This window comes from Rothia similimucilaginosa, from assembly GCF_029850875.1.
Classification (GTDB): domain Bacteria; phylum Actinomycetota; class Actinomycetes; order Actinomycetales; family Micrococcaceae; genus Rothia.
In genome coordinates this window covers 30302-55301 of sequence record NZ_JAOVAM010000005.1, presented here as the reverse complement: position 1 = coordinate 55301, position 25000 = coordinate 30302, and the positions used below count along the sequence as shown (strand labels likewise).

Here is a 25000-nt window from a genome sequence, read left to right as displayed (position 1 = left end):
CCCGTGAACGTCATAGAACGAACCTTCGCCTACCTCATGGACGGTACCAACTGGCAGGGAAGCGGCGGAATTCTCGTGCGCCTGCTTGAACACCTGAGCGTCACCGCCCTCGCCACTGCCTGCGCGGCGCTCATCATCGTACCCCTTGGCCTCTGGGCTGGACACCACCGACCCTCTGACGGCACTAACCGCCCCCGCAGCAACCTGCTCATGAGCGCTGTTGCTGCCACCCGCGCGCTGCCCGCGCTCGGTCTGCTGACGATCCTGGCGCTTTGGCTGGGCGTCTCAACCCTGCCCGCTCTCATCGTGCTCATTATTATTGCGGCGGCACCCCTGCTCGCCGGAGTTCTTGAAGGACTCGCCGCCGTGCCGGAAGACCTCGTGGACGCAGCCCGCGCCCAAGGCCTGACTGAATGGCAGATTCTGACCCGCCTCGAGATTCCGCTCGCCGCCAACATGATGCTCGGCGGGCTCCGCTCCGCACTCGTGCAGGTCATCGCGACCGCGACCATTGTCGCCTACCTGAGTGGCGGAACCCTTGGCAGGTACCTCTTCGACGGGCTCGCTGTGCGCGACTACCCGCGTATGCTCGTCGCAACCTTGCTCGTAGCGCTTCTCGCCTTCGCCGTGGATGCACTCATGGGTCTTGTGCAACGTGCGCTCACTCCCGCGGGGCTCACCACCAACTGGAAGAAGGCATGAACCCGATGAATCAGACACCTCAAACCTTCACGTGCCGCGCTGTATCTCGTCGCACTGCCCTAACCGCCGCTGGAACGCTCGGCATGGCGGGTATTCTCAGCGCCTGTGGGCTCAGCGGTGACAAAGTCTTCAGGGGCGAACACGAAGGAATAATCGTCGGCTCAGCAGCCTTCGCCGAATCCCAAATCCTCGCTGAAATCTACGCCGGAGCCCTCGTCTGGGCGGGCTTCAACGCCCGCACCCAGCTGAGTATCGGCGCCCGCGAAGCGTACCTGGGGGCACTGGCCTCCGGCGCGGTGGACATTATCCCGGACTACTCCGGCAACCTGCTACTTTACCTGGACCCGAAGGCTACAGCTAGTACTGCGCAGGAGATTCTGCAGGCGCTACCCGCCGCTCTCGGCACCCTCACCACGGGTGACTCCGGGGCTGAAATTCGCGCCCTGAACGCCTCCGAGGCGGAGGATAAGGATTCCCTGGTTGTTACCGCGCAGACTGCCCAAAAGTATGGTCTGCGAAGCCTTGAAGACCTCGCTCCCCACTGTACGAATCTGAAGCTCGGCGCCGCCCCGGAGTTTGCTGAGCGCGCCTACGGTATCCCGGGTCTGAAAGAGAAGTACGGATGCGTCCCCGCCGAGTTTGTACCCCTCTCGGACGGCGGTGGTGCGCTGACCGTCAAGGCCCTGCTGGATGACACAGTGCAGGTGGTTGACCTCTACTCGACCACGCCCGCGATTGAGCAGAATCAGCTGGTGGTGCTGGAGGACCCGAAGAACATGATTTTGGCTCAACAGGTGCTGCCCATTATCAATACGTCGCGAGTTCCCGACTCCGCGGCGGAGGTTCTGAATCGTGTCTCGGCGAAGCTGACTACCGCCGATTTGCGCACCCTCAATGACCGTGTTTCGGGTACTTCTAAGCAAGAGCCCGCGCAGGCAGCGGCTACCTGGCTGAGTGAGCACGGTTTCTAAGACTCCGCCTGACATTACTCATAAATTCCTCTGCAGAAATAGGCGTAAACAAATCCGACCTGGCAATATTCTAGAAATAGAATATTGCCAGGTCGGATTATATCGCCCTCTTCCCACACATCTGGGTAGAGGCATACACTAGCTTTTAGTCCTCAATCAGTAGCGTCAGAGCCTCGTAGGCGCGTAGGCTCAGCGTCACTGTCTCAGCTGAATCAGATACGGCAGAGTCCGCCGCGGTGGAATCGACCGCAGAATTCTTGTAATTACACAACAGTACGTGACCGGAACGAATGAACTCAGCCGGAACCTCAACCTCGGCCGGTTCACCGTAGAAGTTTGTCAGCACCAGCAGGCGTTGCGCTAGGCTACCGTTCGCAACACCAGCGGGCAGCTCACGCAGGTATGCAAACACCCGCTCGTGATCTAGCGCGTAGGGTGCGTACGAACCCACAGAGATGACCGGGTACTGCTTACGGAGGGCAATCAGGGTGCGGTAGTAGGGCAGAATCACGCCGTTACGTTCCTCATCCTCCACCGAAATACCGGCACCGGTTGCCGCATCACGCACCGGGGCGGGAGCCAGCCACGGCGACGCGGAACCAAACCCCGCAGTCGCCGGGTCCGCGGTCCACTGCATCGGCACACGCGAATTATCCCGAGCCTTCGACACCACAATCTCCAGAGCCTGGTGCTCGCTCAGACCGCGTTCACGCAGCATCACGTAGGCGTTGCGTGCCTCCACATCCACGTACTGCTCGATCGAGGAGTAGACCGGGTCAATCATGCCGATTTCCTCGCCCTGGTACACGTACGGGGTACCGCGCAGCAGGTGAATTACGGTCGCCAGCATGGTTGCCGACTCAACACGGTAACGCTCAACGTCACCAAAACGGTTCAGCACACGCGGCTGATCGTGGTTATTCCAGAACAGCGCATTCCAGCCGCCGCCGGCCTGTATACCCAGCGCCCAATCGTTCAGAATCTGCTTCAACTCGGCAAAACAGAACGGTACCTTTGACCACTTCTCGCCGTTCTCGTAATCTACCTTCAGGTGATGGAAGCTGAACACCATATCCAGCTCGTGGTTTGCTGGGTTGGAGTAGTCCACGCAGTTTTCGATGCTGGTCGAAGACATTTCGCCCACGGTCACGGTGTCATCATACTGACCGAATGAGGCACGGTTCAGCTGCTGAATGCGGGTGTGCACAATCGGGGTGTCGGTGTATTGTGCCTTGTCCACGGTGCCTTCGGGGGCGTCGAGCAGCTCTTCACCCTTACCGATGACGTTAATAACGTCAAAACGGAAACCGCGCACGCCCTTCTCGTACCAGAAATTCACGACCTTAAACAGTTCGTCGCGCACAGTCGGGTTGTACCAGTTCACGTCTGCCTGGGTGCGGTCGTATAAGTGCATATAGAACAGGGGAGTGCCGTGCTCATCCGTGTACTCGCCAAAGCGGGACCAGCAGGAGCCGCTGAATTTCGACTCCCAGTTGGTCGGTTCGCGCAGCTGACTGTCCTCGGTGTACTTGCCGGGGCGAATGTAGAAGTAATCCCAGTACTCGCGCTCACCGGCGAGCGCACGCTGGAACCACTCGTGCTCGGTCGAAATATGGTTGAGGACCATGTCGAACATGACGCCCACACCGTGCTCGGCGAGGGCGGCAATCATCTCTTCGACGTCCTCCATGGTGCCCAGGTCGGGATTGATGGCGTAGTAGTCGGAGATGTCGTAGCCGTTGTCGTTCTGCGGGGAGGCGAAGAATGGGTTGAACCACACCATGTCTACGCCCAGGGAGGCAATGTAGGGCACCTTCTCGATGATGCCGCGCAAATCGCCGTAGGCGCCACCCGCTGAGGAGTAGAAGGACTTGGGGTACACCTGGTAGATGACGGAGGACGCGAAGTCTTTGCCACCTGCCGGGGTGGTTGCCGGGGTGAGGGTGGGCGATGCGGTGGGTGCCTGTGTCATGGAAACCTTCTGAAACGTATGCAGGGTTCAGCATGTATAAACCAGTGTGTTGGAAACGAACCGCCCCGGTGCTACGTACGCTGCTACGTATGCTCAGTGAGGCCCGTACGCGGCAGGCATAGTGCCCCGCCGCCTCCCGGTGCGTTCGCCGATTGAATATCGCCGCCCGCACCCTGGGCTCATTCCAGATTAGGGGGCATAATGGGGTGATGTCCCCATTTATCCCAAAGGGGGCAATTCTGCCGCAGATCCGGCACAACCCCCGTGGCCTCAACCCTCCCACTGATAGGCGGTTGCGGGCTCGTGCGCGTTTCGATGTATGAAACCAAAGTGACCCTGAGCTGAAGAGCGTTGGACGCCGCGCGTAAAATCAGTACTTGCATCACTACGGAAGGTAAAACAATGCCAGAACTGCGTTCACGTACTTCAACTCACGGCCGTAACATGGCTGGTGCCCGCGCCCTGTGGCGTGCCACCGGTATGGGCGATGACGACTTCGGCAAGCCCATTATTGCTATCGCGAACTCCTTCACTCAGTTCGTGCCTGGCCACGTGCACCTGAAGAATATGGGTGAGCTGGTTGCCGGCGCGATTCGTGAGGCTGGCGGTGTCGCCAAGGAATTTAATACCATCGCCGTTGATGACGGCATCGCGATGGGCCACGACGGTATGCTCTACTCGTTGCCTTCCCGCGATCTGATTGCTGACTCGGTCGAGTACATGGTTAACGCCCACCGTGCTGACGCGCTGGTGTGCATCTCTAACTGTGACAAGATCACCCCCGGTATGCTTCTAGCGGCTATGCGCCTGAACATCCCCACTATCTTTGTCTCTGGCGGCCCGATGGAGTCCGGCGAGGGCATTGAGGGTGTTGTTGAGCACCGCCTCGACCTGATTGATGCCATGGTGATGGCTGTTAACGACAGCGTCAGCGATGAGACTCTTGCTCAGGTTGAGAAGAACGCTTGCCCGACCTGTGGTTCGTGCGCGGGTATGTTCACCGCGAACTCCATGAACTGCCTAAATGAGGCGATTGGTCTGGCGCTGCCCGGTAACGGTACCACTCTGGCTACTCAGATTGCTCGTAAGGAGCTGTTCCTGGATGCTGGCCGCCGTATCGTTGAGTTGGCTAAGCGCTACTACGAGCAGGATGACGAGTCGGTTCTGCCCCGCTCTATCGCGACCAAGGAGGCGTTCGAGAACGCTATGGCGCTGGATGTGGCGATGGGCGGTTCAACCAACACTGTGCTGCACACCCTGGCGATTGCTCACGAGGCGGGCGCTGACTTCACTCTGGATGACATTGACCGTATTTCGCGTCAGGTTCCCTGCCTGGCGAAGGTTGCCCCGAACTCCACTAAGTACCACATTGAGCATGTGCACCGTGCCGGCGGTATCCCCGCCCTGCTGGGTGAGCTGAACCGTGCCGGCCTGCTGCATAAGAACGTTCATTCTGTTCATGCTGACTCGCTGGACGAGTGGCTGGATGAGTGGGATATCCGCGGTGGCAAGGCGAGTGAGAAGGCGAAGGAACTGTTCCTCGCGGCTCCCGGTGGCGTGCGCACCACTCAGGCGTTCTCTACCGCGAACAAGTACGAGTCCCACGAGACTGACTCCGAGAATGGTTGCATCCGCGCTGTGGAGCACGCGTACACCAAGGATGGCGGTCTGGCGGTCCTGTACGGCAACATCGCCCAGAACGGTGCGATCATTAAGTCCGCTGGTATTGATGAGGAACTGTTCCACTTCAAGGGTCGCGCCTTCGTGGTCGAGTCTCAGGATGAGGCTGTGTACGAGATCCTGTCGAAAAACGTGAAGGAAGGCGACGTTGTCGTCATCCAGTACGAGGGTCCGAAGGGCGGCCCGGGTATGCAGGAGATGCTGTACCCGACCTCCTACCTGAAGGGTTTGGGTTTGGGCAAGAAGTGTGCTCTGATCACTGACGGTCGTTTCTCCGGTGGTACTTCCGGTATTTCAATCGGTCACGTCTCCCCGGAGGCTGCTGCTGGCGGCGCAATCGGCCTGGTGCAGACCGGCGACGAGATTGAGATCGACGTGAACAACCGCATCCTGCGTGTGAACGTTTCGGATGAGGAGCTTGCTGCTCGCCGCGAGGCGAAGGGCACTGCACCGTGGCGTCCGTCGAAGCCGCGTGAGCGTCAGGTTTCGGACGCCCTGAAGGTGTATGGCATGCTGGCTGCTTCGGCTGATAAGGGCGGTGTGCGCATCCTGCCCGAGGACGCATAAGCCCCTCACTTATCGTGTGAGAATTTAATATATTGCCCTGATAGGCTAGCGCCCCGTTCCGCGGTTTTTCTGCGGGCGGGGCGCTGTTCTTTATCCGCGTCTTCGTCTGCTATCGTGGGATACCCGGCGCGGGGTATTGCCTTGTCAGTTGCGGTGCAGTAGGGTGTAAGGAGGTATTTAGGTACCCGCTTTACCGACTCAGTACAACCACTCAAATACAACGCAATTCGCAACCCTCACAAGGACGTATCCATGGTTACACTGCCCGCACGCGCACAGCGTGTTTTTACTCGTCGCGCTCTGGCGGCTCTTGCCTGCATCGGTGCGCTCGCTTTGAGTTCTTGCTCCGCTCAGCCGCAGGCTGATGAGTCTGAAACCACCCCGATGAAGATCGCGACTTCCTCGGCATCCGTTGATGCGAAGACCCTGTTTAAAGCGGCGGACGGCTCCTGGAAGCCGAATACTGTGCAGATTTCTGCCGGCCTGGATGCGCCTGCGACTTTTGATGCTGTAGCAACCCTGACCGATGAGCCGAGCACGGAGGCTGAGTACGAGGCGGCGTACGCTAAGGCGAGCGGCTCCGCGAACACTATTGATGCGGGCACCCGCTGTGGTGTGACGAGCCTGCTGGGTGGTTCTGCCGGTATTTACGTGTATGACGGTTCGGATTGTGCGAAGGCTCAGGAGGCGGTGCGTCTCTTCAACAGCCGCAAGAACCAGGACGGTTCGGCAAGTGTGGAGTGGTACCAGTGCGCTACGAAGGTGCAGGGTCGCGACTACATTACGGGTGCCTGCTTCATGCAGGGTGGTAGCGTTGAGAAGCCTAGCCTGGCGTTGATTCCGGCGCAGACCCGCATGCTCTCGGGTACGTTGACTTTCGCTAAGGCGTACGGCGGCGGCACTTTCGGTCAGGGCGATTCGGCGAAGACTGTTGAGGCGCTGCGTTTCACCAGTCCGGACTCTAGGGTCGCGTGCTCTCTGACCCCGTCGGGTGTGGATTGCCAGGCGCTGGTGGGTGTACCCCTGGATGGCTGGGATGCCGCCTCCGGTGCCGCGCAGCAGCGCGTGCATATGGTGCAGGGCCAGGCTCCTGCGGTGAGCCTGGTCGGTCAGACCGCCACCCCGGAGCCGGTGAATACCGAGGGTATTACTGCGCTACCTGCCGGTCAGGTGGTGACTGCGTACGGTTACACCTGCAAGTCGGTGAATACCGGTAAGGTGCATTGCGTGAGCGCGACGAATGGTTTCACTCTTGATTCGGTGGAGGTTGGCGTAGAACGCCGCTAGTGGCCGTGCTCGCTCGAAGGCTGATATATGAAGCTGCCGGGTCCCCCTCACATAGGGGGTACCGGGCAGCTTCGGTATTTAACGTTGTTTAGCGGAAGTTGACGATGCGAACGTCCAGCTCGGAGGAGAGCAGCGGCTCCCATGCGGCGACAGCCTTCTGGAAGTGCTCGGTGCCCATGTGCTTTTCGAGCAGTTCTTGGGATTCCCAACGCTCGATGAATGCGAAGTTGGTGTTGGAGATGGCACCGAAGTCGTAGCTGACGTTGCCTTCGTCCTGGCGGCTTGCGGTCACGAGCGGTTCGATGATCTTGAGGAATTCTTCGATGTGCTTGGGCTTGACGGATACTCCGGCGTAAACACCAATCATTGGGCTCTCCTTATGGGGTGGGCGGCGTGAGGCCGCGTCGTATATGACTCTTTTACCGTACACCTTCAACCCCGGTTCGGGGAGGCAATGGTCGTGGTTTTCACGTGCTGTGGCGGTGTCTGAGAGGATTTTCGGCTGGCCCATTCGCTTACCGTAAAAAAGGTATTTTATATTTGCGTGCCCCTTTCTTTTCGACCTATAAAAGAATGAGGATGATACACCGCATGAATGGAAGGAGACGCGGTATGGCACGCATGGGGGGTGACACTCATGGGATTTTCACCGGCGCATATCAAACGATGCACCCTGACTTGGGAGGCGCCCGACTATAGCGCTTCGTACCCTGCCGGGTACACGGATCATGGCGTTGCTGTGATTGCGGTAGCTCAAGAGCATCGTACGGCGCAGGGCTTCTGCTATTCAGCCTTGTCGACGGTGGTTTTTATTTCTAAACAGGACGGCACCCGTACCGTGGTGCATGAGGAGCCGATGCTTTTCACGCATGTTCATTCCCTCATGGAGCCGTGTGATGAGGTGCATCCCTGTCTGCTGGGCCGTGCGGTACTGATAGCGTGGGATGTGGTTCCGGAGCAGTACCGTCAGAACCTGGTCACGATTGCTGCTGATCGTAAGAATTTGAAGCAGCTTTTCCGTGATTGCGATCAGCTGAAGGCGATTATGGAGTACCGCGCCTTTGAGAAGGTGCTGGACCCGTACGATAACCATTCTTTGGGTGAAGTGCATGTGAAGCTTGCTGGCACGTCCGCCTATGAGCGGATGCATGCTGAGGTGTGTGCGGCACGTACCGCTGTGGATGAAATGGTGGAGGAAGCCCTGACCCCTCGACCGCTGGATCAGCTGCAGGACTATAGCGTTTTCACGGATTGTTCGTTCCGTTCGACTCACAATAAGAAGTATCAGCGTGGCGGCCGTATGGGTATCGCTGGCGTGAGTGAGGACGGCTTCTATTTTCATACCCACTATGATGGCGTGAATATTATGACCGGTGAGCTGTCGGCTATGTTAGCGGCGTATACGGTGTTCCATAGTGGGTCGCGCCGCCTGATTATTCACACGGATTCTTTGGGTGCGTTGACGTTTGTGTTGCGTTTGGCGCATAGCCGTTGGGCTTTTGAAGCCTGGGTTTCTGAGGGTATTCAGGATGAGCGTGTTGTAGCTCAGATGTGTGCTTTAACGGAAGCTATCCGCGAGAAGCGTGTGTTGGTGAAGCATGTTCCGGGCCATACGGGCCACGGTTTGCAGGAGAGTAGCGACTCTGTGTCGAAGATGCACCGCCATTTTCCGGGGCAGATTGTGGATAAGCGTCACCAGAGCGAGTTTAATCAGCGTTGCGAGTCGATTATTACTGCTTTGTCAGGTTGTGCGAAAGCTGTTCGCCTGCTTGCGCCGGAGTGGTTGCAGATTAAACCTTCTTCAATCCACACGGGAAACCGTTTATGGCGCTAAACTACTCAGGGTAGAAATGAACGCGCGATGCATTCGCCGCATACGAAGGTGTGCGATGTCGGAGGTGTCGCGTGTTTCTTTTTGCCCTTTGCCTTTTCTGCATGCGCTTGTGCGCGGCTGGCGTGTAGCACTGCTCTGGCTTGTGGCCCGGCGCATCCTGCGATGGTGCATACAAAAGCTCCCCTGATCTCGGTTAATCTGAGTGTCAGGGGAGCTTTGAGGTTATTTACCAGCGTGAGTGAACATAATCTTCACAATCGCGAGAACAATAACCGCGAGGGTGAGCCACACAGCGCTTCGGAAGGTACGCCAGCAGAGTGGCTCACCGCGGTAGCGAGCAATCGTGAAGTTGAGGCTAAAAATACGCCACACCACGGTCGCAAGACAGAGGAGAATAGTGCAGTCAAAAATGATGTCGTAGGTGGCGCCGGGTGGTAGGATTGCCGCCAGAATCAGCAACAGCACGGGGTACACGGTCGTACCCAGAATGGGGCTTGCGTTGCCCAGCGCGCGCTTGACGAATTCTCGCGGCGGGGTGCCGCCGTGCAGTACCCGGTACTCCTGCATTTCTGAGATGACGTGGGCAATGTAAGTGGTTAGACCGGTACCCGTAATGTAAAGGATCGCGGTGCCGTCAAAGATAGCGTTCGCGTCGTAGATGCTCAGCAGAGCCGCCAGCACCAAGAAATTACCGTAGGTGTACGCGGAGATGTGCTGGGCTACATCGTGTGCATCGAGTTCCGCGAATTTGCGCCGTGCTTTACGAAATAGAAGGGGCAACTGATAGTCCTTTAGCGAGTGCGGAGATGAAAACTCAGACCCTGCGAATGGGTAAAAAATAGTTTAGAGGAGCGATGACCACAGTCGGCAGAGGTTCTCCGTCATCTTGATACGGCGCGGGCGCTCCGCCCACTGGGTGTACAGCAGCTCGGTGCAGACCTGCTCGTATTCGGCGCATACTTCATCTAGCATCGCGACCATGCCGCGGTCAATGATGAACGTTGACACTTCCATGTTCAGTGAGAAGGAACGCGGGTCCATATTGGACGAGCCAATGAACGTAATTTCGTCGTCGACCATCATGAACTTGGAGTGCAACACGGTCGGGCTGGGGTACTGCAGAATACGCACACCCGCCTGCAGCAGCTGCTCGTAGTAGGAACGCTGCGCCATGTTCGGCAGGAACTGGTCGCCCTTCTCGCACACAATCACGGTGGTTTCAATACCGGAGTAGGCGGCGTTCGTGAGTGCCTGCAGTAGGGTCTCTTCGGGCACGAAGTAGGGCGAGCAGATGGTAATACGCCGCTCGGCGTTGTAGATCAGGTAGTTAATGAGGCGCAGGTTGTTTTCGGTTTCAAAACCGGGGCCGGAGGGCACAACCTGGGCGCGCATCCCATCCTTGTAGTAGGGGATATTGGTGTTAATTTCTGCCAGGATCAGCTGGTTCGTTTCGGAGTACCAGTCGGAGACGAAAACGGCGTTGAGCTCTTCAACGATGGGGCCGGTGCAGGAGAAGGTCAGGTCCTTCCACTCCAAGCCCTTCTTAATGTTTTCGGGCATGTCGTAGGAGCGGTGAATAGCGTTCTGCGAACCGGAGAACGCGACGCGTCCGTCCACGACGAGGACCTTGCGGTGGTTACGCAGGTCGGGTCGCTGCCACTTGAGTTTCCACGGTTTGAGCGGCAGCATGAGGCGCCACTGCATACCCGAGTCGTTGAGCATTTTCACGAGTTTCTTATAGGACGGGTATTTGCGGGAGCCGATGTGGTCGAGGAGTACGCGCACCTGTACACCGCGTTCGTGGGCTGCGAAGAGGGCGTCCCAGAGGACTGCGCTCGCCTCGTCGTAGGCGGTGATGTAGAACTCGAAGTGCACGTATTTGGTGGCGCGGTCGACTTCTTCCGCCATGGCGACCATTGCCTCGTGGTTGTCGGTGTGGAGGGTGAATTGGTTGCCGCCGACCAGGGGGAGTGAGCCCAGGGTGTAGTTGAGCTGGCTGGCTGCCTTTGCGGGGTCGGAGAGGTCGTCGGTGCGGGTGAGGAAGGGCTTGTTCTCGCTGACTTCGCGGATCAAGTCGTTCATGGCGTGTTGGCGTGCGCGGCGGTAGGCGGGCAGGCGCGAGGAGCCGAAGACGAGGAATGCGATGAACCCTACGAAGGGGATGAAGAAGATGGCCATGAGCCAGCCCAGGGCAACCACGGGTTTGCGGTTGTAGGGGAGCCAACAGAGGGCTGCGAGTCGGATGAGGATATCGGCGATGCCGAGTGCGAGGCGTAGCCAGTCTGGCAGGAAATCGAGATAGGCGGGGGCAAACAAGTTCATCCCTCTATTATGCCGATGTTTTGTGTGGGGCTGGAGCTTAGCTGGCTATGCTGTGGGCCTTAACGCCAAAAATGCACTTGAGCATTGTGTGCAGTGATGAAATAATTGCAGTTATGCAGAAAAAGGAACAGAGCCTTCGCGAACGCCGCCGCGAACAAACCTGGACGGCAATCCATGAAGCAGCCCTCAAACGCGTCCGCGAACACGGGATGCGCGGAACCACCGTTGAAGAAATCGCCCAGGAGGCGGGCGTCTCCCCGCGTACCTTCTTCAACTACTTCCCCTCTAAAGAGGATGCCGTCCTGGGTCTGCGCGAACCGGTGGTCAGCGAGGAAATCCTCGAAACAGACCGTGCCCACGAGGATGACAACACGATCATTCGTGTAACCCACCTTCTCTGGGAGGTCATTTTCCAGAGCTTCCACTACGCCAAGGGCAAGGACCCTCGAGCTCCCTATCAGGAGTTCCCCGAGTCCGCGAAACGAATGAAGATGCACTACATGAAGTGCGAACAGGTGCTCACCGAGTACCTGAACACCATCGACTGGGTGGCTTTTGATGCTGCTGGTCGCCGCGGCCCCTTCCCGCGCCGAAACCCGGCTGACCCGCTGACCGATCACTTCCGCGAGCGATCGCGCGCAAAGGTCCAGCTTGCCTCCGCGGTGCTTCGTCAGCTGGAGTTTGCCCGCGACCTGGAAGACAAAGAGGATATCGCCCGCCATATCCGCCAGACGGTGAAGACCTTCCAGTTCCTGCTTTTTGAGCAGAACCGACCGGCAATCTAGCGGCGGTTCACTGCTACAAATGACAAAAGCCCGCCGGAAACCGAATCGGAGGCCCCGAATCGAGGTAACCGAATCCAGAGCCCGGCGGATACTCACAACAGACATATATAGAACGTAACTAAGGATTAAACGATGAGTACAGAGGAAAAGAATCTACCTCAGCCGCCAGCCGGTGAGGCTAAGCAGGAAAGTAAAAACCGCATCCGCGCCATGTTCCTGGGCCTGGTCATTGTGATGCTCATGTCCTCGCTGAACCAGACGATTCTGGCGCCGTCGCTGCCCACGATCGTTGGTGAGCTTCACGGCGTGGAGCACATGAGCTGGGTGATTACCATTTTCATCCTGCTTTCGACGATTACGATGCCGGTCTACGGCAAGCTTTCTGACCAGTTCGGACGCAAGCCCTTCCTGATTTTTGCGATTGTTGCTTTCATGGCGGGTTCGATTGTTGGTGCGCTCGCTCAGGACATGAACTGGCTGATTTTTGCTCGTGCCCTGCAGGGTCTGGGCGGTGGCGGTCTGATGATTCTTTCTCAGGCTGTGATTGCTGACGTGATCCCTCCCCGCGACCGCGGCCGCTACATGGGTATTATCGGTGGCGTTTTTGCTTTCTCGTCGGTGGCTGGTCCGCTGATTGGTGGCTGGATTACTGAGGGTCCGGGTTGGCGTTGGGCGTTCTGGCTTAATCTGCCGTTGGCTATTCTGTCGATTCTTGCGGTGATTTTCTTGCTACCGCACCGCCCGTTCCGTGACCGTGAGAAGCACAGTATCGACTACCTTGGTTCGCTGATTCTGATGGCGGGTACGAGTGCGCTGGTGCTTGCCACGATTTGGGGTGGCAACCAGTACGAGTGGATTTCACCGCAGATTATTGGTCTGCTGGTCTTCTCTGTGGTTGCTGCGCTGGTGTTTATCCCGGTGGAGAACCGTGCGGCTGAGCCGGTCATGCCCATGTACCTGTTCAAGAATCGTAACTTCCTGCTGACTCTGGGCGCTTCACTGGCGCTGGGCGTGGCAATGTTCGGTGCGGTGGAGTACATCCCGACTTATCTGCAGATGGCGCTGGGTGTGAGCGCTACGGTGGCCGGTCTGCTGATGATCCCGATGATGGGTGTCATGCTGGTGGTGTCGATTGTGACGGGCCGCGTGGTGTCGAAGACCGGTCGCTATAAGAGTTACGTGACGACCGGTACCGCGGTTGTGGCGTTGGGCCTGTTCCTGCTGTCGACTGTGACTGTTGAGACTCCGACCTGGCTGTTCTGTATATACCTTGCGGTGATGGGTGCCGGTCTGGGTATGTCTATGCAGTTCTTGACTCTGATTGTTCAGAATGCGTTCCCGGTGAGTGTGGTTGGTACCGCGACGGCGTCGAATAACTTCTTCCGTCAGGTGGGTGCTACTGTGGGTGCCTCGCTGGTGGGTGGTCTGTTTACCTCGCGTCTGACCTCGCTGATTTCTGAGCGTATGCCGCAGCAGGCGCTGCAGTCTTCGGGTAGCCATGCGTCTTCGTCTCTGACTCCTGAGCTGGTGGCGTCTTTGCCGGAGCCGGTGCACGGCATCATTGTGAATGCGTATAACGATGCGCTGATTCCGCTGTTCCTGTACCTGGTGCCGCTGGGCCTGGTGTCTACGCTGCTTCTGTTCTTCATTCGTGAGGATGCGCTGGCGACGACCCTGGAGACTGAGCCGGCTGTTGATATTGCCCGTGCGGCGACCGGTGCGATTCCGGTGATTACTCCGGAGATGGCGGCTAAGGATGCTGAGGCTCTGAAGAGCATGCACGCCTCTGCTCGTGCTCGTATTGATGAGTCGTTGAGTTCGGAGGCTTTGCCTGATTCGGAGCCTAACGCTAAGAGCTAGGGTCTTAGCACTAGACGCGGAGGCGTTGCCTTCCTATATAAGCGGCGCCCCGGTGCGAGTCGTGTGCTCGTGCCGGGGCGCTGTTTTTGGCTGAGTTGCCTTAAATAGCGCGCTTAAGAGGTGTGCCTTAGTGCTTGCTTTAGGGGTTTGAAGTGTTGGTTTAGTCCCCTAAATGGTGGGTTTACGTGGTGTTTTACCCTGTTAAAGCGCTTATCGAAAAGGTTATTACGTCCCTATCTGGGATTAATTGTTTCGGATGTAAAATTTTCGTAAAAATTGTTAATCCGCCCCTTTTCCCCGGTATTCCGGGGCATTTTTTTACCCAGCTCCCTTTTAGCTTGCATACAGGCTGTTCTAAGGGGTGAAAGTGCCCAATGTGGGTTTGGTGGAAGTGTTACAGGCTATATAAGATAAAGTAACTATGCTCCTAGTGACAGTCATCACGAAGCAGTGCGCTAGGACAGCATGACACACATGCCTTAATACCGACATCTACACAAGGAGGGGAACCGTCCCATGTTTAGGTACATCCTCCAGCGATCGCTGACGTACCTCGTTATGGTCTTTATTACGACCACGATGGGTTACTTTGCTGCGGTTACTGCCCTGAAGCCTGCCCTCTTGGAGCAGGAAAAGGTTCCGAAGCCTAGCCCCGAGCAGGTGAACCGTAACTTCGCGTCCCTGGGTCTCGATCCCGAAATGAACCCCTGGGACCGCTACGTTCAGTGGCTGACCAATGTGGTCACCAAGTTCGATTGGGGCCGTAGCCCCAACGGCGCGTACATTAACCAGGAATTTGGCCAGCGCGTGTGGGTTTCTACCCGCCTGCTGCTGGTGGCTACCATTCTCTCGATTGTGATTGGTATTGCCCTGGGTGTGTACTCGGCAGCTCGCCAGTACAAGTTCTCTGACCGTGTTATCACCGGTTACTCCTACCTGGTCTACATCATCCCCGCTCCCGTTGCTTACTTCGTGGTGCAGCAGGGCGCTACCACTATCAACAACATCGCCGTTGCTAATGGTGGAGAGAAGATTTTCTATGTGACCGGTATTTCGACTCCGGGTCTGACCGGATTCTGGGAAATCACCATGGATATGGCGGCGCACTACGTCGTGCCGACCTTCTGTATGACCATCTTCGGTTGGGCTGGTTACCAGATTGCACAGCGTCAGTACCTGCTCGATAACGTGAACGCTGACTTCGTGCGTACCGCTCGTGCTAAGGGCTTGACCCGTAACCAGGCGATTACTCGCCACGCACTGCGCGTCTCCTTCATCCCCGTGGCACAGTCCATCGCGTACCAGATTCCGATGATTTTTGCGGGTGCATTCTTCGCCGAGACCGTCTTTGCATGGCCCGGTATCGGTAAGTGGTCGATTGACTCCATTTCCGCGCAGGACGTGAACGCTGCGACCGTGACCCTCGCGTACGGTTCTGCACTGTTCGCCGTCGGTGCGATTATCGCTGATATCGCTACCACCATCGTCGACCCCCGAGTGAGGATCTCATGAGTCAGGTAACTGCAACTTCCTCCGTACCGGTGGTACAGGAGAACGGTGACTTCAAGGTCATCAACAAGAGCGTTATTATTCTGCGCCGCTTCCTGCGTAACAAGGCTGCAGTCTTCGGTCTGTGCGTGTTCATCGGCATGGGTCTGTTCGGTCTGTTCGGTAAGTACCTGACCAAGTACAAGCCCAACGACATTGACTACATGGCGCTGGGTGAAGGCCCCTCGGCCGAGCACTGGTTCGGTACCACCATCGCGGGTAATGACGTGTTCGCCATGATGTCTGAGGCCGTCTGGACCTCTCTCCAGATTGGTGTGGTCGTCGGTTTGGCCACTGTGTTCATCTCCGCAGTTTACGGTTGTGTGATGGCGTACTTCGGTGGCTGGATTGACAAGATTATGCTGTTCATCCTCGAGACCCTGATCATGGTTCCCTCGCTGCTGATTCTGGCAATTCTGATTAACGGTCAGGTTGGTAAGCAGATTCAGAAGAGCGTCCCCACCTGGGTTCTGCTCTCTGCAGTGCTGATTGCCTTCGGCTGGATGGGTAGCGCCCGTGTTATTCGTGCAATGGCGCAGTCCCTCATCAACCGCGACTTCGTGAAGGCTGCACGCTACATGGGTGTGCACCCCTTCAAGATTGTGATGCGCCACCTGGTTCCGAACATTGGCTCCCTGCTGGTTCTGAACTTCACCAGCGGCATCATGGGCGCTGTGCTCTCTGAGGTTGCCTACTCCTTCATCGGCATCGGTATTAAGTACCCCAACTACTCGCTGGGTTCGCTGATTTCGGATGCTTCGCAGCAGATTAACACCCTGCCGCACATGTTCTGGTTCCCGGTTCTGTTCTTCTTCCTGCTGGTTGGTCCGCTGGCCCTCATGAACGACGGTCTGCGTGACGCATTCGACCCGACCTCCATGTCTGTCGGTAAGATCAAGAAGTCCAAGAAGAACGAGAAGGCAGAGGCACCTGCTGCCGCTGCAAAGGAGGCGAAGAACTAATGAGTACCTCTCCCGTTCTGAGCGTTAAGGACCTTAACGTCCGCTTCAACACTGAGAATGGCATCGTGCATGCTGTTCGCGGTGTGAACTTTGACCTGTACCCCGGTAAGACCCTGGGTATTGTGGGTGAGTCCGGTTCCGGTAAGTCCGTTGCCTCCATGGCGATTATGGGCCTGCACCCGACTACCGCTGACATCACCGGCTCGATTATGTACAACGGCACCGAGCTGCTGGGTCTGAGCGATAAGGAAATGTGCGCATACCGCGGCAAGGAGATCTCCATGGTCTTCCAGGATCCGCTGTCCTCGCTGACCCCCGTGTACACCATTGGTGATCAGATCGCTGAGGTGCTCAAGGTTCACAACAAGGGCATGAGCAAGCAGGCTATCAAGGACCGTTCCATTGAACTGATGCGTATGGTGGGTATTCCCTCGCCGGCTGACCGCCTGCGTTCCTTCCCGCACGAGTTCTCCGGTGGTATGCGTCAGCGCATCATGATCGCTATGGCGATTGCGAATGACCCCCGCGTGCTCATCGCCGATGAGCCCACCACCGCACTGGATGTGACCATTCAGGCGCAGGTGTTGGAGGTTATGCAGAAGGCTCAGGAAGAGACCGGCGCAGCGACCATCATGATTACCCACGACCTCGGTGTTGTGGCTGGTATGGCTGACGACATTCTGGTGATGTACGCCGGTAAGCCGGTGGAGATTGCGAAGGCAGAAGACCTGTACAAGCATCCCTCCCACCCGTACACCATCGGTCTGCTGGGTGCGGTCCCGCGTGTGGACCGTTCCGAGAAGGTCTCCCTGGTTCCGATTGAGGGTACCCCTCCGAACCTGATTAACCCGGTGACCGCGTGCTCCTTCCGCCCGCGTTGCCCCATCGCTAAGAGCGGTGGCCAGTGCTGCCAGGACTCCAACGGCGAGCCCGATCTGCAGCTGCTGGAAGGCGTTGGCGAGGGCCACTACTCCTCCTGCACCATCTCTCAGGAGCTGGTCGGTAAGACCGCAGACGAGCTGTACCCGGTTCCGGAACCCCCGGTATCGAAGTACGACGGTATTCCGCGTGAGGAGCGTGCCCCCGTCCTGGAGGTCCGCAACGTCAAGAAGCACTTCCCGCTCATGAAGGGTGCGCTGATTAAGCGCCGCGTGGGCACTGTGAAGGCTGTGAACGGCCTGTCCTTCGATATTCGTGAGGGCGAGTGCTTCTCCATCGTGGGTGAGTCCGGTTGTGGTAAGACCACCACCCTGCTGGAAATCATGGAGTTCAACAAGAACACCGACGGTGAGATTCTGATTAACGGAACCTCCACCAAGGACGGCAAGTCCGCAGGTGAGATTCTTGAGCTGCGTAAGAACCAGCAGATGGTGTTCCAGGACCCCACCGGTGCTCTGGATCCGCGCTTCACCGTTTACGAGGTGCTTGCTGAGCCGCTGGAAAACCAGGGCATGAACAAGGCAGACATCAAGAAGCGCGTCATCGAGCTGATGCACATTGTGGGTCTGCAGCCTGACCACGTGAACCGCTTCCCGAACCAGTTCTCTGGTGGTCAGCGTCAGCGTATCGGTATTGCTCGTGCGCTTGCTGTGAACCCCAAGCTCGTGGTTCTGGATGAGCCGGTGTCCGCACTGGACGTGTCCGTCCAGGCTGGTGTGATTAACCTGCTGGAGGAGCTGCGTGCAAACCTGGGCCTGAGCTACCTGATGGTTGCTCACGACCTCGCGGTGATTCGCCACGCATCCGACCGCGTTGCAGTGATGTACCTGGGTCGTATTGTTGAGATTGGTGACGTCGACCAGGTGTTCGACAACCCGATCCACCCGTACACCCGTGCACTGCTCTCGGCAATTCCGGTTCCGGATCCCGAGGTTGAGGCAAAGCGCCACCGCATTATGCTTGAGGGCGACCTGCCCACTCCGGTGAACGCGCCTAAGGGTTGTGGCTTCTCGAGCCGTTGCCCGGTCTTCAAGCTGCTGCCTGAGGACAAGAAGCGTCGTTGCCTGGAGGAGATGCCGGAGCTGACCCACGTTGAGGGTGAGGATCACGGTTATGCTTGCTACTTCCCGGAGGCTGAGGCCGCTACGGTGTAGCTCTAGAGTCGGCTGAATAAGTCGCATGTGTGCCGAGGGGCGAATATTCATTGAATATTCGCCCCTCGGGTTTTTTAATGCCCGGTACTGGTGAGGCGCGTGCAGCTTGAGATTGTCACCTGGTGAGACGGCGGGAGCCTCAGAATGTGGCGCTTGGCACTGAAACCAGCAAGAAAACAGGAAAAACTGCACTGACTAGGCGTAACCTTTCTCACCATTCAAGATATGAATATTTATAGGCGAGCTTCTATACCGCAGGTAAGCCATAATTAAGCCTGTGGGTGCGCCGCTAGGGGCGTACCTCAAGGAACACATTCATAGACCGGCACTAATTCACCGCTCACCGCAGCCTATTGCGGCGCATGAGCAGGGAACCCTTGACGCTTTCCTGCAGGATTATTGAGGGTCAAACGTATAAGAGGACACTCTCATGGAGAAGAATTTCATCCTGAACCGTCGTACCGTTCTCGGTGGCGCTGCAGCACTGGGTACCGTGGGCGTACTGGCTGCGTGCGGCTCGTCCAAGAACTCCAAGGCAACCACCAAGGGTGCAACCGTGGGCACCGATACTAAGGAGCTTTATGACCTTGCTGAGGCCGCTGTTTCTGAGCTGAAGGATGGCGGCACTCTGCGCCTGGCTATTCCGGGTATTGGTCCGGACTTCAACCTTTTCAGCGCGGATGGCAACTCCCTGTACACCCAGACCGCTATGAGCCCCGTGGCTTACGCAGGCCTGTGGCAGGGTGACCCCATGGGTAAGCGCACTTTGGCTCCCGAGTTTGCGAAGAGCTTCGATGTCGCCGAAGAAAACGGTCTGCCCGTCGTCTCCATTGAGCTGAACCCCCAGGCTAAGTTCAACGATGGTACCCCCATCGACTACAAGGCTCTGCAGGCTACCTGGAACATCCTCAAGAGCACCGATGGTGACTACAAGGTCGGAAGCAGCGGCATCTACAGCAGCATTGCTTCCGTGGAGCGCGACGGTGATGACTTCAAGGTGAAGGTAACTTTCTCCGCACCTTACTACCCGCTGAATACCCTCTTCGCTGGCATTGTGCACCCGGCTCTGCTAGATAAGAACCTCTTCAACGAAGGCTTCGTTGACAAGCCGCACCCCGAGTACTGGGTTGGCCCCTTCACCATTGCTGAAGGTGGTTGGAACTCGACCGAGAAGACCCTGACTCTGACCCGCAACGAGAAGTGGTGGGGCGAGAAGCCCGTTCTGGAGCGCATTGTCTTCCGTCAGATGGATCCCACTGCTGAGCGTGCAGCGTTCAAGAACGATGAGCTTGACGCGATTGGTGCTATCACCGCTTCCGCATACAAGGAGCTCAAGGACGTTGCTAACATCGAGATTCGCCGAGGCGCTCGCCTGTTCTCCGGTGGCGTGACCATGAATCCCGCCCGCATGCAGGATGTTGCTCTGCGTCGCGCTGTGGTTACTGGTCTGAACCGTGAGGCTCTCGCCAAGGTTCGTTTCCAGGGTATGGATTACGAAGAGAAGCTTCCCAACTCGATGATTCACATGCCCTTCAGCGAGTACTACCAGGACACCTACCCGACCCCGAACAACGATGCCGCCGCAGCATCCAAGATTCTGGAAGAGGCAGGCTACACCAAGAACGGTGAGTTCTACGAGAAGGACGGTAAGCAGGCGGCCTTCAAGTTCTCCATCTTCGGTGAGGACCCCACCGCCAAGGCCGTCGGTCAGACCCTGGTTCAGCAGCTGAAGTCCGTAGGCATTAATGCTGAGCTCGACTCCCGTGCTGCTAGCGAGTTCAACAAGACCATGACCTCCAAGGACTACGACGCAACCTCCTCCGGTTTCGCTCCGAACTCCCCGGATGCTACCGAGGCTACCGAGCAGTTCTACATGCGCCGTAAGCCTGAGGAAGCTGGTTCCGACGAGATCAATGAGATGATCGCAAAGATGAAGCTCATTGCTGACGACAAGGAACGCAACCAGGCTTGCAACGAGATCGAGAAGAAGCACCTTGCTGAGTTTGCAGTGCTGATTCCGCTCATCAACGGCCCCGAGTACAAGTTCGTGAAGAAGGGTCTGCGCAACTACGGCGTGTCCCTCTTCCAGGGCACCGGCATTCACTGGGAGAAGGTTGGTTGGGCTAAGTAAGTCCTCATCCCTTCACCTGCTAGGTGAATAGCCTAGAGCTATTGAAAGTGTCCACCCGGATCATCCGGGTGGACACTTTTTGCATATCTGGAGGAAGCGCTTTGGGTGTTTTTGTGTACCGATGCGGGGGGGGGCGGTATAGCTATCCGGTGTAAAACCGAAAAATTCGTGTAAAAACAGGGTATTCATAGTATGAATATTCAAAAAACACGATAAATATTAAGAAATATTGTGAAAAATGCTTGGCTTCCACTCTCGAGGTGCGCTACAGTGAAGTCATACAAAGTTATGCAGTGCTCTGCATAAATAATCATTACTTCGGGAATACAGGATACACTCGCCCGCACAAGACAGAAGGAAACCACTCCCATGACCGCCAACACCGCATACACCGCGAGTAGCCACGAAGCGACCAAGAACAGCTTCAGCCGCCGCGCCCTCATTGGCGGCACCGCGGCTCTGGGAGCTGTAGGTCTGCTCAGCGCCTGCGGCAACGGCAGCGCAAGCTCCGAAAAGACCAAGGCAGCCGGCGCCGGTGCCAATATCGAAGACCTCTACAACATCAACGCTCAGGATGTGAACAGCCTGAAGAAGGGCGGCATCCTGCGCCTGCCCGCCGGATCCATCGGTCCGAACTTCAACTTCTACACCCAGAGCGGTAACACCAGCGATAACGTCAACGTTATGAGCACCATCAGTCAGGCTGGCATGTGGAACCTCGACTTTAATGGCACCTACAAGCTGAACACCGACTTCGCTGTCTCCTTCGAGCACAGCAAGAAGGGCGACAAGGTTCAGGTTGCCGTCAAGCTCAACCCCAAGGCTGTCTTCAACGATGGCACCCCCATCACCTACAAGGCGCTCCAGTCCACCTGGAACATCTTCAAGAGTCTGGATAACGGCTACAACATTGTCTCCAGCGGCATCTACGAATTCGTTGAATCCGTAGAAAAGGGCGAAGACGACTACAGTGCAACCGTCACCTTCTCCAAGCCCTTCTACCCGCTGCAGAGCCTCTTCTCTGAGATTCTGCACCCCGCACTGGAAGACGTCGAGCTCTTCAACAACGGCTTCGTGGATGCGCCCCACCCCGAGTACTGGGCTGGCCCCTTCACCCTGGCGGATAAGGGCTGGGACTCCACCGCAAAGACCTTCAGCATTGTACCCAACGACAAGTGGTGGGGCACCAAGCCCCTGCTGGACAAGATTGTCTTTACCCAGATGGAGTCCAGCGCTGCACGTGCCGCGTTCAAGAACGATGAAATTGACGCTATCGGTGCAAGCACCTCCTCCACCTATGCTGAGGTGAAAAACATTGCGGGTACCGAACTGCGTAAGGGCACCCGCCTCTACGCCGGTGGTCTGGATATCAATCCCCGCCGCGTCAAGGATGCTGCCTTGCGTAAGGCGATCTTCGTCGGTACCAACCGTGAAGCACTCGCAAAGATTCAGTTCCAGGGCTTGCCTTATGAAGAATCGATTCCCGGCTCGATGATTCACATGCCGTTCTCGCCCTACTACCAGGACAACTACCCGACCCCGAATAACAGTGTTTCGGAGGCGCAGAAGATTCTGGAGGCTGCCGGCTACACCAAGAACGGCGAGTACTACGAGAAGGACGGCATGAAGGCTGGCTGCGCAGTGGTGGTCTTCGGTGACGATCCGACCACTAAGGGTAAGGCTCAGACCTTCACTCAGCAGATGAAGGATGTTGGCATCAAGATCCGGATTGATCAGCACGCTGATAGTGAGTTCGCCACCATTCTGGGCAACTGGGACTATGATATTTCCTTCAGTGGTTACTCGGTCTCTGCTGATGCAACCGAGGGTACCAAGCAGTTCTACTACTCCGAGAACAACGAGGGTATCGGTAGCGCGGAAATTGACGCCCTCATTGATGCTATGACTCTCATTGAGGACGACAAGGAGCGTAACCTTGCCTGCAATGAGATTGAGAAGAAGCACATGGCTGAGTTCGCTTTCCTGAGCACCATCACCAATGGTCCGGACTTTGTAATGGTCAAGAAGAACCTGGCTAACTACGGTCCGCGCCTGTATAAGTCGATGGACTGGGCTGCTGTGGGTTGGATGAACTCCTAAAAGGAGCCTGTCTTGTGAGCGGGTCGAATGCGTATGTGCGCGTTCGACCCGCTTTGCTGTGCCCGTTAGTCATTTTGGGAGGCGGGATTTTGGGTGGCGGGGGAGGGCGTGCGGCGCGACGGGTGGTGGGGTTTTGGTGAGGTGGATTTAGGTTCTGTCGTAATAATTAAGAAATATTTATCGTGGTGCACACTTGTAGTGACGTGTGTGGTGTACACTACTAAAAATATTAAATGTGGCTTAAAACATAGATTTAGGTCACATTATTTTCCATGGCATGACCTGCCCGCCCATCACCGCAGATGGCAGGCGCTCCTGTAAGCGGAAACCCCGCCGCCAGAGCATACGAGCCACCCACTTTACACTGCAAACACTGCATTAGCGCAGTCTACACCCACAAGGAGCCCATCATGAGCCCCCACCCCATCCCCTCCCTCTCCGGATTCAATCCGATCATGAGCCGCCGCGTACTGTTTGGCGGCGCAACCGCCGTCGCTGCTGCCGGCGTACTGAGCGCTTGTGGCTCCTCATCCTCCAAGACCGAGCACAAGGCAAGCGAAACCCCGCTCTACGAAATTAACGAGCAGGACCCCTCGAAGCTCAAGCAGGGCGGTACCCTGAACCTGAGCACCTACTCCCTGGGTCCGGATTTCAACCGCTTCTCCCAGAACGGCTCCAGCACCTCCGTCTCCGAAACCATGGGTGTTATCGCCAGCGCCGGCATCTGGCGCAGCACCTACAAGGGTGAAGATGAGATCGACCCCAACTACTGCCTCGGCTTCGAAGCTAAGGAAGTAGATGGCAAGATTACCGCAGAGGTTCGCCTGAACCCCAAGGCAGTCTTCAATGATGGCACCCCCATCGACATTGAGGCTCTCAAGGCAACTTGGCAGATTCAGCGTGACCCCGAGGGTGAATATAAGATTGCTGCAGCAGGTATCTACGAGTTCATCGAAAGTGTTGAAGCTATCGACGGCGACCGCTACCACGCACGCGTTGTCTTCAAGACTGCACACAACCCCCTCAAGGGTCTGCTCTTCGGCGGAATCCTGCACCCGGCAATGCTTGACGTAAACCTCTTCAATGAAGGCTTCGTGGACAATCCCCACCCCGAGCTCGGTTGCGGCCCCTTCACTCTGGCACCCAACGGCTGGAACTCCTCCGAGAAGACCTTTACCGCTGTGCCCAACGACAAGTGGTGGGGTGAGAAGCCTAAGCTGGACCGGATTGTTGTGCGTGAAATGGCAGATGCTGCAGCTCGCGCCGCTTACAAGAATGGCGAACTGGACGTCGTGGAAGCACGTACCCTCAGCGCCTACAATGAGATGAAGGACGTTGCGAACTCCGAGATCCGCCGCGGTCACCGACTCTTCGCTGGCGGCATGAACCTGAATGCACAGCACATCACTGATGTTGCCGTGCGTAAGGCAATTTTCCTGGGTATCGACCGTGGTGCCCTGGCAAAGATTCGCTTCCAGGGTCTGCCCTACGAAGAAGAAGTTCCCGGCTCGATGCTTCTGATGGGTTCCTCCCAGTACTACCGTGACAACTACCCGGCACGTAACCCGGAGGAAGCACGCAAGGTCCTGGAGAACGCAGGCTACACCAAGTCTGGCGACTTCTACGCGAAGGACGGCAAGACCATCACCCTGAAGCTGACCACCTTCGGTGATGACGCCACCACCAAGGGCCAGGCACAGACCTTCATTCAGAGCATGAAGGAAATCGGCATTAACTTCGAACTCGATTCGCGTGCACAGTCCGAATTTTCGAAGGTTGTTGGTAACCGCGAGTACGACGTAAGCATTTCGGGCTTCGGTGTGGGCTCCGATCCGACCAGTGCTGCCGAGTACTTCTACCACTCCAAGAACTGGAACGGCGTCGGCACCCCCGAAATCGACGCTATGGTCGACGAGATGGTCACCATTCTCGACGACGCTAAGCGCGCCGAGAAGTGCAACGAAATTGAGAAGAAGCACATGAGCGAGGTTTGCCTCTTCGTCCCGTTCCTCAATGGTCCAGACTTTAAGGCATGCCGCCCGAAGCTCGCTAACTACGGTGCGTTCCTCTTCAAGAGTACTGACTGGTCTACGGTCGGCTGGATGGCATAAGCCGCAGTTTTAAGCTCCCCGCCCCTATACGTTTTCGCAGTGTCGTATAGGGGCGGGGGAGCTTTTTCTTTTGGA

Annotated in this window: 17 protein-coding genes; 13 read left to right on the top strand and 4 right to left on the bottom strand. The window is 57.1% G+C overall.

The window, feature by feature from the left end:
- The first annotated feature begins 3 nt into the window (after positions 1–3).
- Together QFX05_RS04980 and QFX05_RS04975 are read left to right on the top strand one after the other, a co-directional pair.
- Positions 4–702, top strand: a complete 699-nt coding sequence (locus QFX05_RS04980) for an ABC transporter permease (RefSeq protein WP_279741465.1) — start codon at positions 4–6, stop codon at positions 700–702.
- Positions 703–707: 5 nt separating this feature from the next.
- Positions 708–1673, top strand: a complete 966-nt coding sequence (locus tag QFX05_RS04975; RefSeq protein ID WP_279741463.1) for an ABC transporter substrate-binding protein — start codon at positions 708–710, stop codon at positions 1671–1673.
- A gap of 145 nt (positions 1674–1818) precedes the next feature.
- On the opposite strand, the gene QFX05_RS04970 is transcribed toward QFX05_RS04975, so the two are convergent.
- Positions 1819–3645, bottom strand: coding sequence for an alpha,alpha-phosphotrehalase (locus tag QFX05_RS04970; protein WP_279741462.1), 1827 nt, complete (start codon positions 3643–3645; stop codon positions 1819–1821).
- 402 nt (positions 3646–4047) lie between these two features.
- Here QFX05_RS04970 and ilvD point away from each other — a divergent pair, with 402 nt between their 5' ends.
- Both ilvD and QFX05_RS04960 read left to right on the top strand, forming a co-directional pair.
- Positions 4048–5892, top strand: a complete 1845-nt coding sequence (gene ilvD / locus QFX05_RS04965; RefSeq protein WP_279741461.1) for a dihydroxy-acid dehydratase — start codon at positions 4048–4050, stop codon at positions 5890–5892.
- A gap of 252 nt (positions 5893–6144) precedes the next feature.
- The gene (locus QFX05_RS04960) at positions 6145–7179 is read left to right on the top strand and encodes a 2-oxoglutarate dehydrogenase (protein WP_279741459.1); all 1035 of its coding nucleotides are present in this window, start codon (positions 6145–6147) and stop codon (positions 7177–7179) included.
- 88 nt (positions 7180–7267) lie between these two features.
- On the opposite strand, the gene QFX05_RS04955 is transcribed toward QFX05_RS04960, so the two are convergent.
- A complete protein-coding gene (locus QFX05_RS04955; RefSeq protein WP_279741457.1) occupies positions 7268–7546 on the bottom strand; it encodes a putative quinol monooxygenase in 279 nt (92 codons plus the stop codon).
- A gap of 270 nt (positions 7547–7816) precedes the next feature.
- Between QFX05_RS04955 and QFX05_RS04950 the strand changes: the two genes are divergently transcribed.
- Positions 7817–9013, top strand: a complete 1197-nt coding sequence (locus QFX05_RS04950) for an RNase H family protein (RefSeq protein ID WP_279741455.1) — start codon at positions 7817–7819, stop codon at positions 9011–9013.
- A 222-nt stretch (positions 9014–9235) separates the two neighbouring features.
- Here QFX05_RS04950 and QFX05_RS04945 read toward each other — a convergent pair whose 3' ends face one another.
- A complete protein-coding gene (locus tag QFX05_RS04945; RefSeq protein ID WP_279741453.1) occupies positions 9236–9793 on the bottom strand; it encodes a hypothetical protein in 558 nt (185 codons plus the stop codon).
- Between the two features lie 63 nt (positions 9794–9856).
- Positions 9857–11335 carry a cardiolipin synthase gene (gene cls, locus QFX05_RS04940; protein WP_279741451.1) on the bottom strand — a complete coding sequence of 493 codons (1479 nt, stop codon included), beginning with the start codon at positions 11333–11335 and terminating at the stop codon, positions 9857–9859.
- Positions 11336–11406: 71 nt separating this feature from the next.
- On the opposite strand from cls, the gene QFX05_RS04935 reads away from it, so the two are divergent.
- From QFX05_RS04935 to QFX05_RS04900, 8 genes are all read left to right on the top strand, one after another.
- Positions 11407–12120, top strand: a complete 714-nt coding sequence (locus QFX05_RS04935; RefSeq protein WP_044146137.1) for a TetR/AcrR family transcriptional regulator — start codon at positions 11407–11409, stop codon at positions 12118–12120.
- Positions 12121–12252: 132 nt separating this feature from the next.
- A complete protein-coding gene (locus QFX05_RS04930) occupies positions 12253–13980 on the top strand; it encodes an MDR family MFS transporter (protein WP_279741446.1) in 1728 nt (575 codons plus the stop codon).
- 516 nt (positions 13981–14496) lie between these two features.
- Positions 14497–15492 (top strand): ABC transporter permease, encoded by a 996-nt coding sequence (locus QFX05_RS04925; protein WP_005507218.1) that lies wholly within the window; start codon positions 14497–14499, stop codon positions 15490–15492.
- On the top strand, positions 15489–16490 hold the full coding sequence (locus QFX05_RS04920) for an ABC transporter permease (protein ID WP_005507216.1): 1002 nt from the start codon (positions 15489–15491) through the stop codon (positions 16488–16490). Before QFX05_RS04925 ends, QFX05_RS04920 begins: the two co-directional genes overlap by 4 nt.
- Positions 16490–18583: an ABC transporter ATP-binding protein gene (locus QFX05_RS04915; protein ID WP_279741441.1), complete on the top strand. Its 2094-nt coding sequence runs from the start codon at positions 16490–16492 to the stop codon at positions 18581–18583. The genes QFX05_RS04920 and QFX05_RS04915 overlap by 1 nt, the downstream gene beginning before the upstream one ends.
- Before the next feature lie 430 nt (positions 18584–19013).
- On the top strand, positions 19014–20714 hold the full coding sequence (locus tag QFX05_RS04910) for an ABC transporter family substrate-binding protein (RefSeq protein ID WP_279741440.1): 1701 nt from the start codon (positions 19014–19016) through the stop codon (positions 20712–20714).
- A 369-nt stretch (positions 20715–21083) separates the two neighbouring features.
- Positions 21084–22814 (top strand): ABC transporter family substrate-binding protein, encoded by a 1731-nt coding sequence (locus QFX05_RS04905; protein ID WP_279741438.1) that lies wholly within the window; start codon positions 21084–21086, stop codon positions 22812–22814.
- A gap of 410 nt (positions 22815–23224) precedes the next feature.
- Positions 23225–24925: an ABC transporter family substrate-binding protein gene (locus QFX05_RS04900; RefSeq protein WP_279741437.1), complete on the top strand. Its 1701-nt coding sequence runs from the start codon at positions 23225–23227 to the stop codon at positions 24923–24925.
- The last annotated feature ends 75 nt before the right edge of the window (positions 24926–25000 follow it).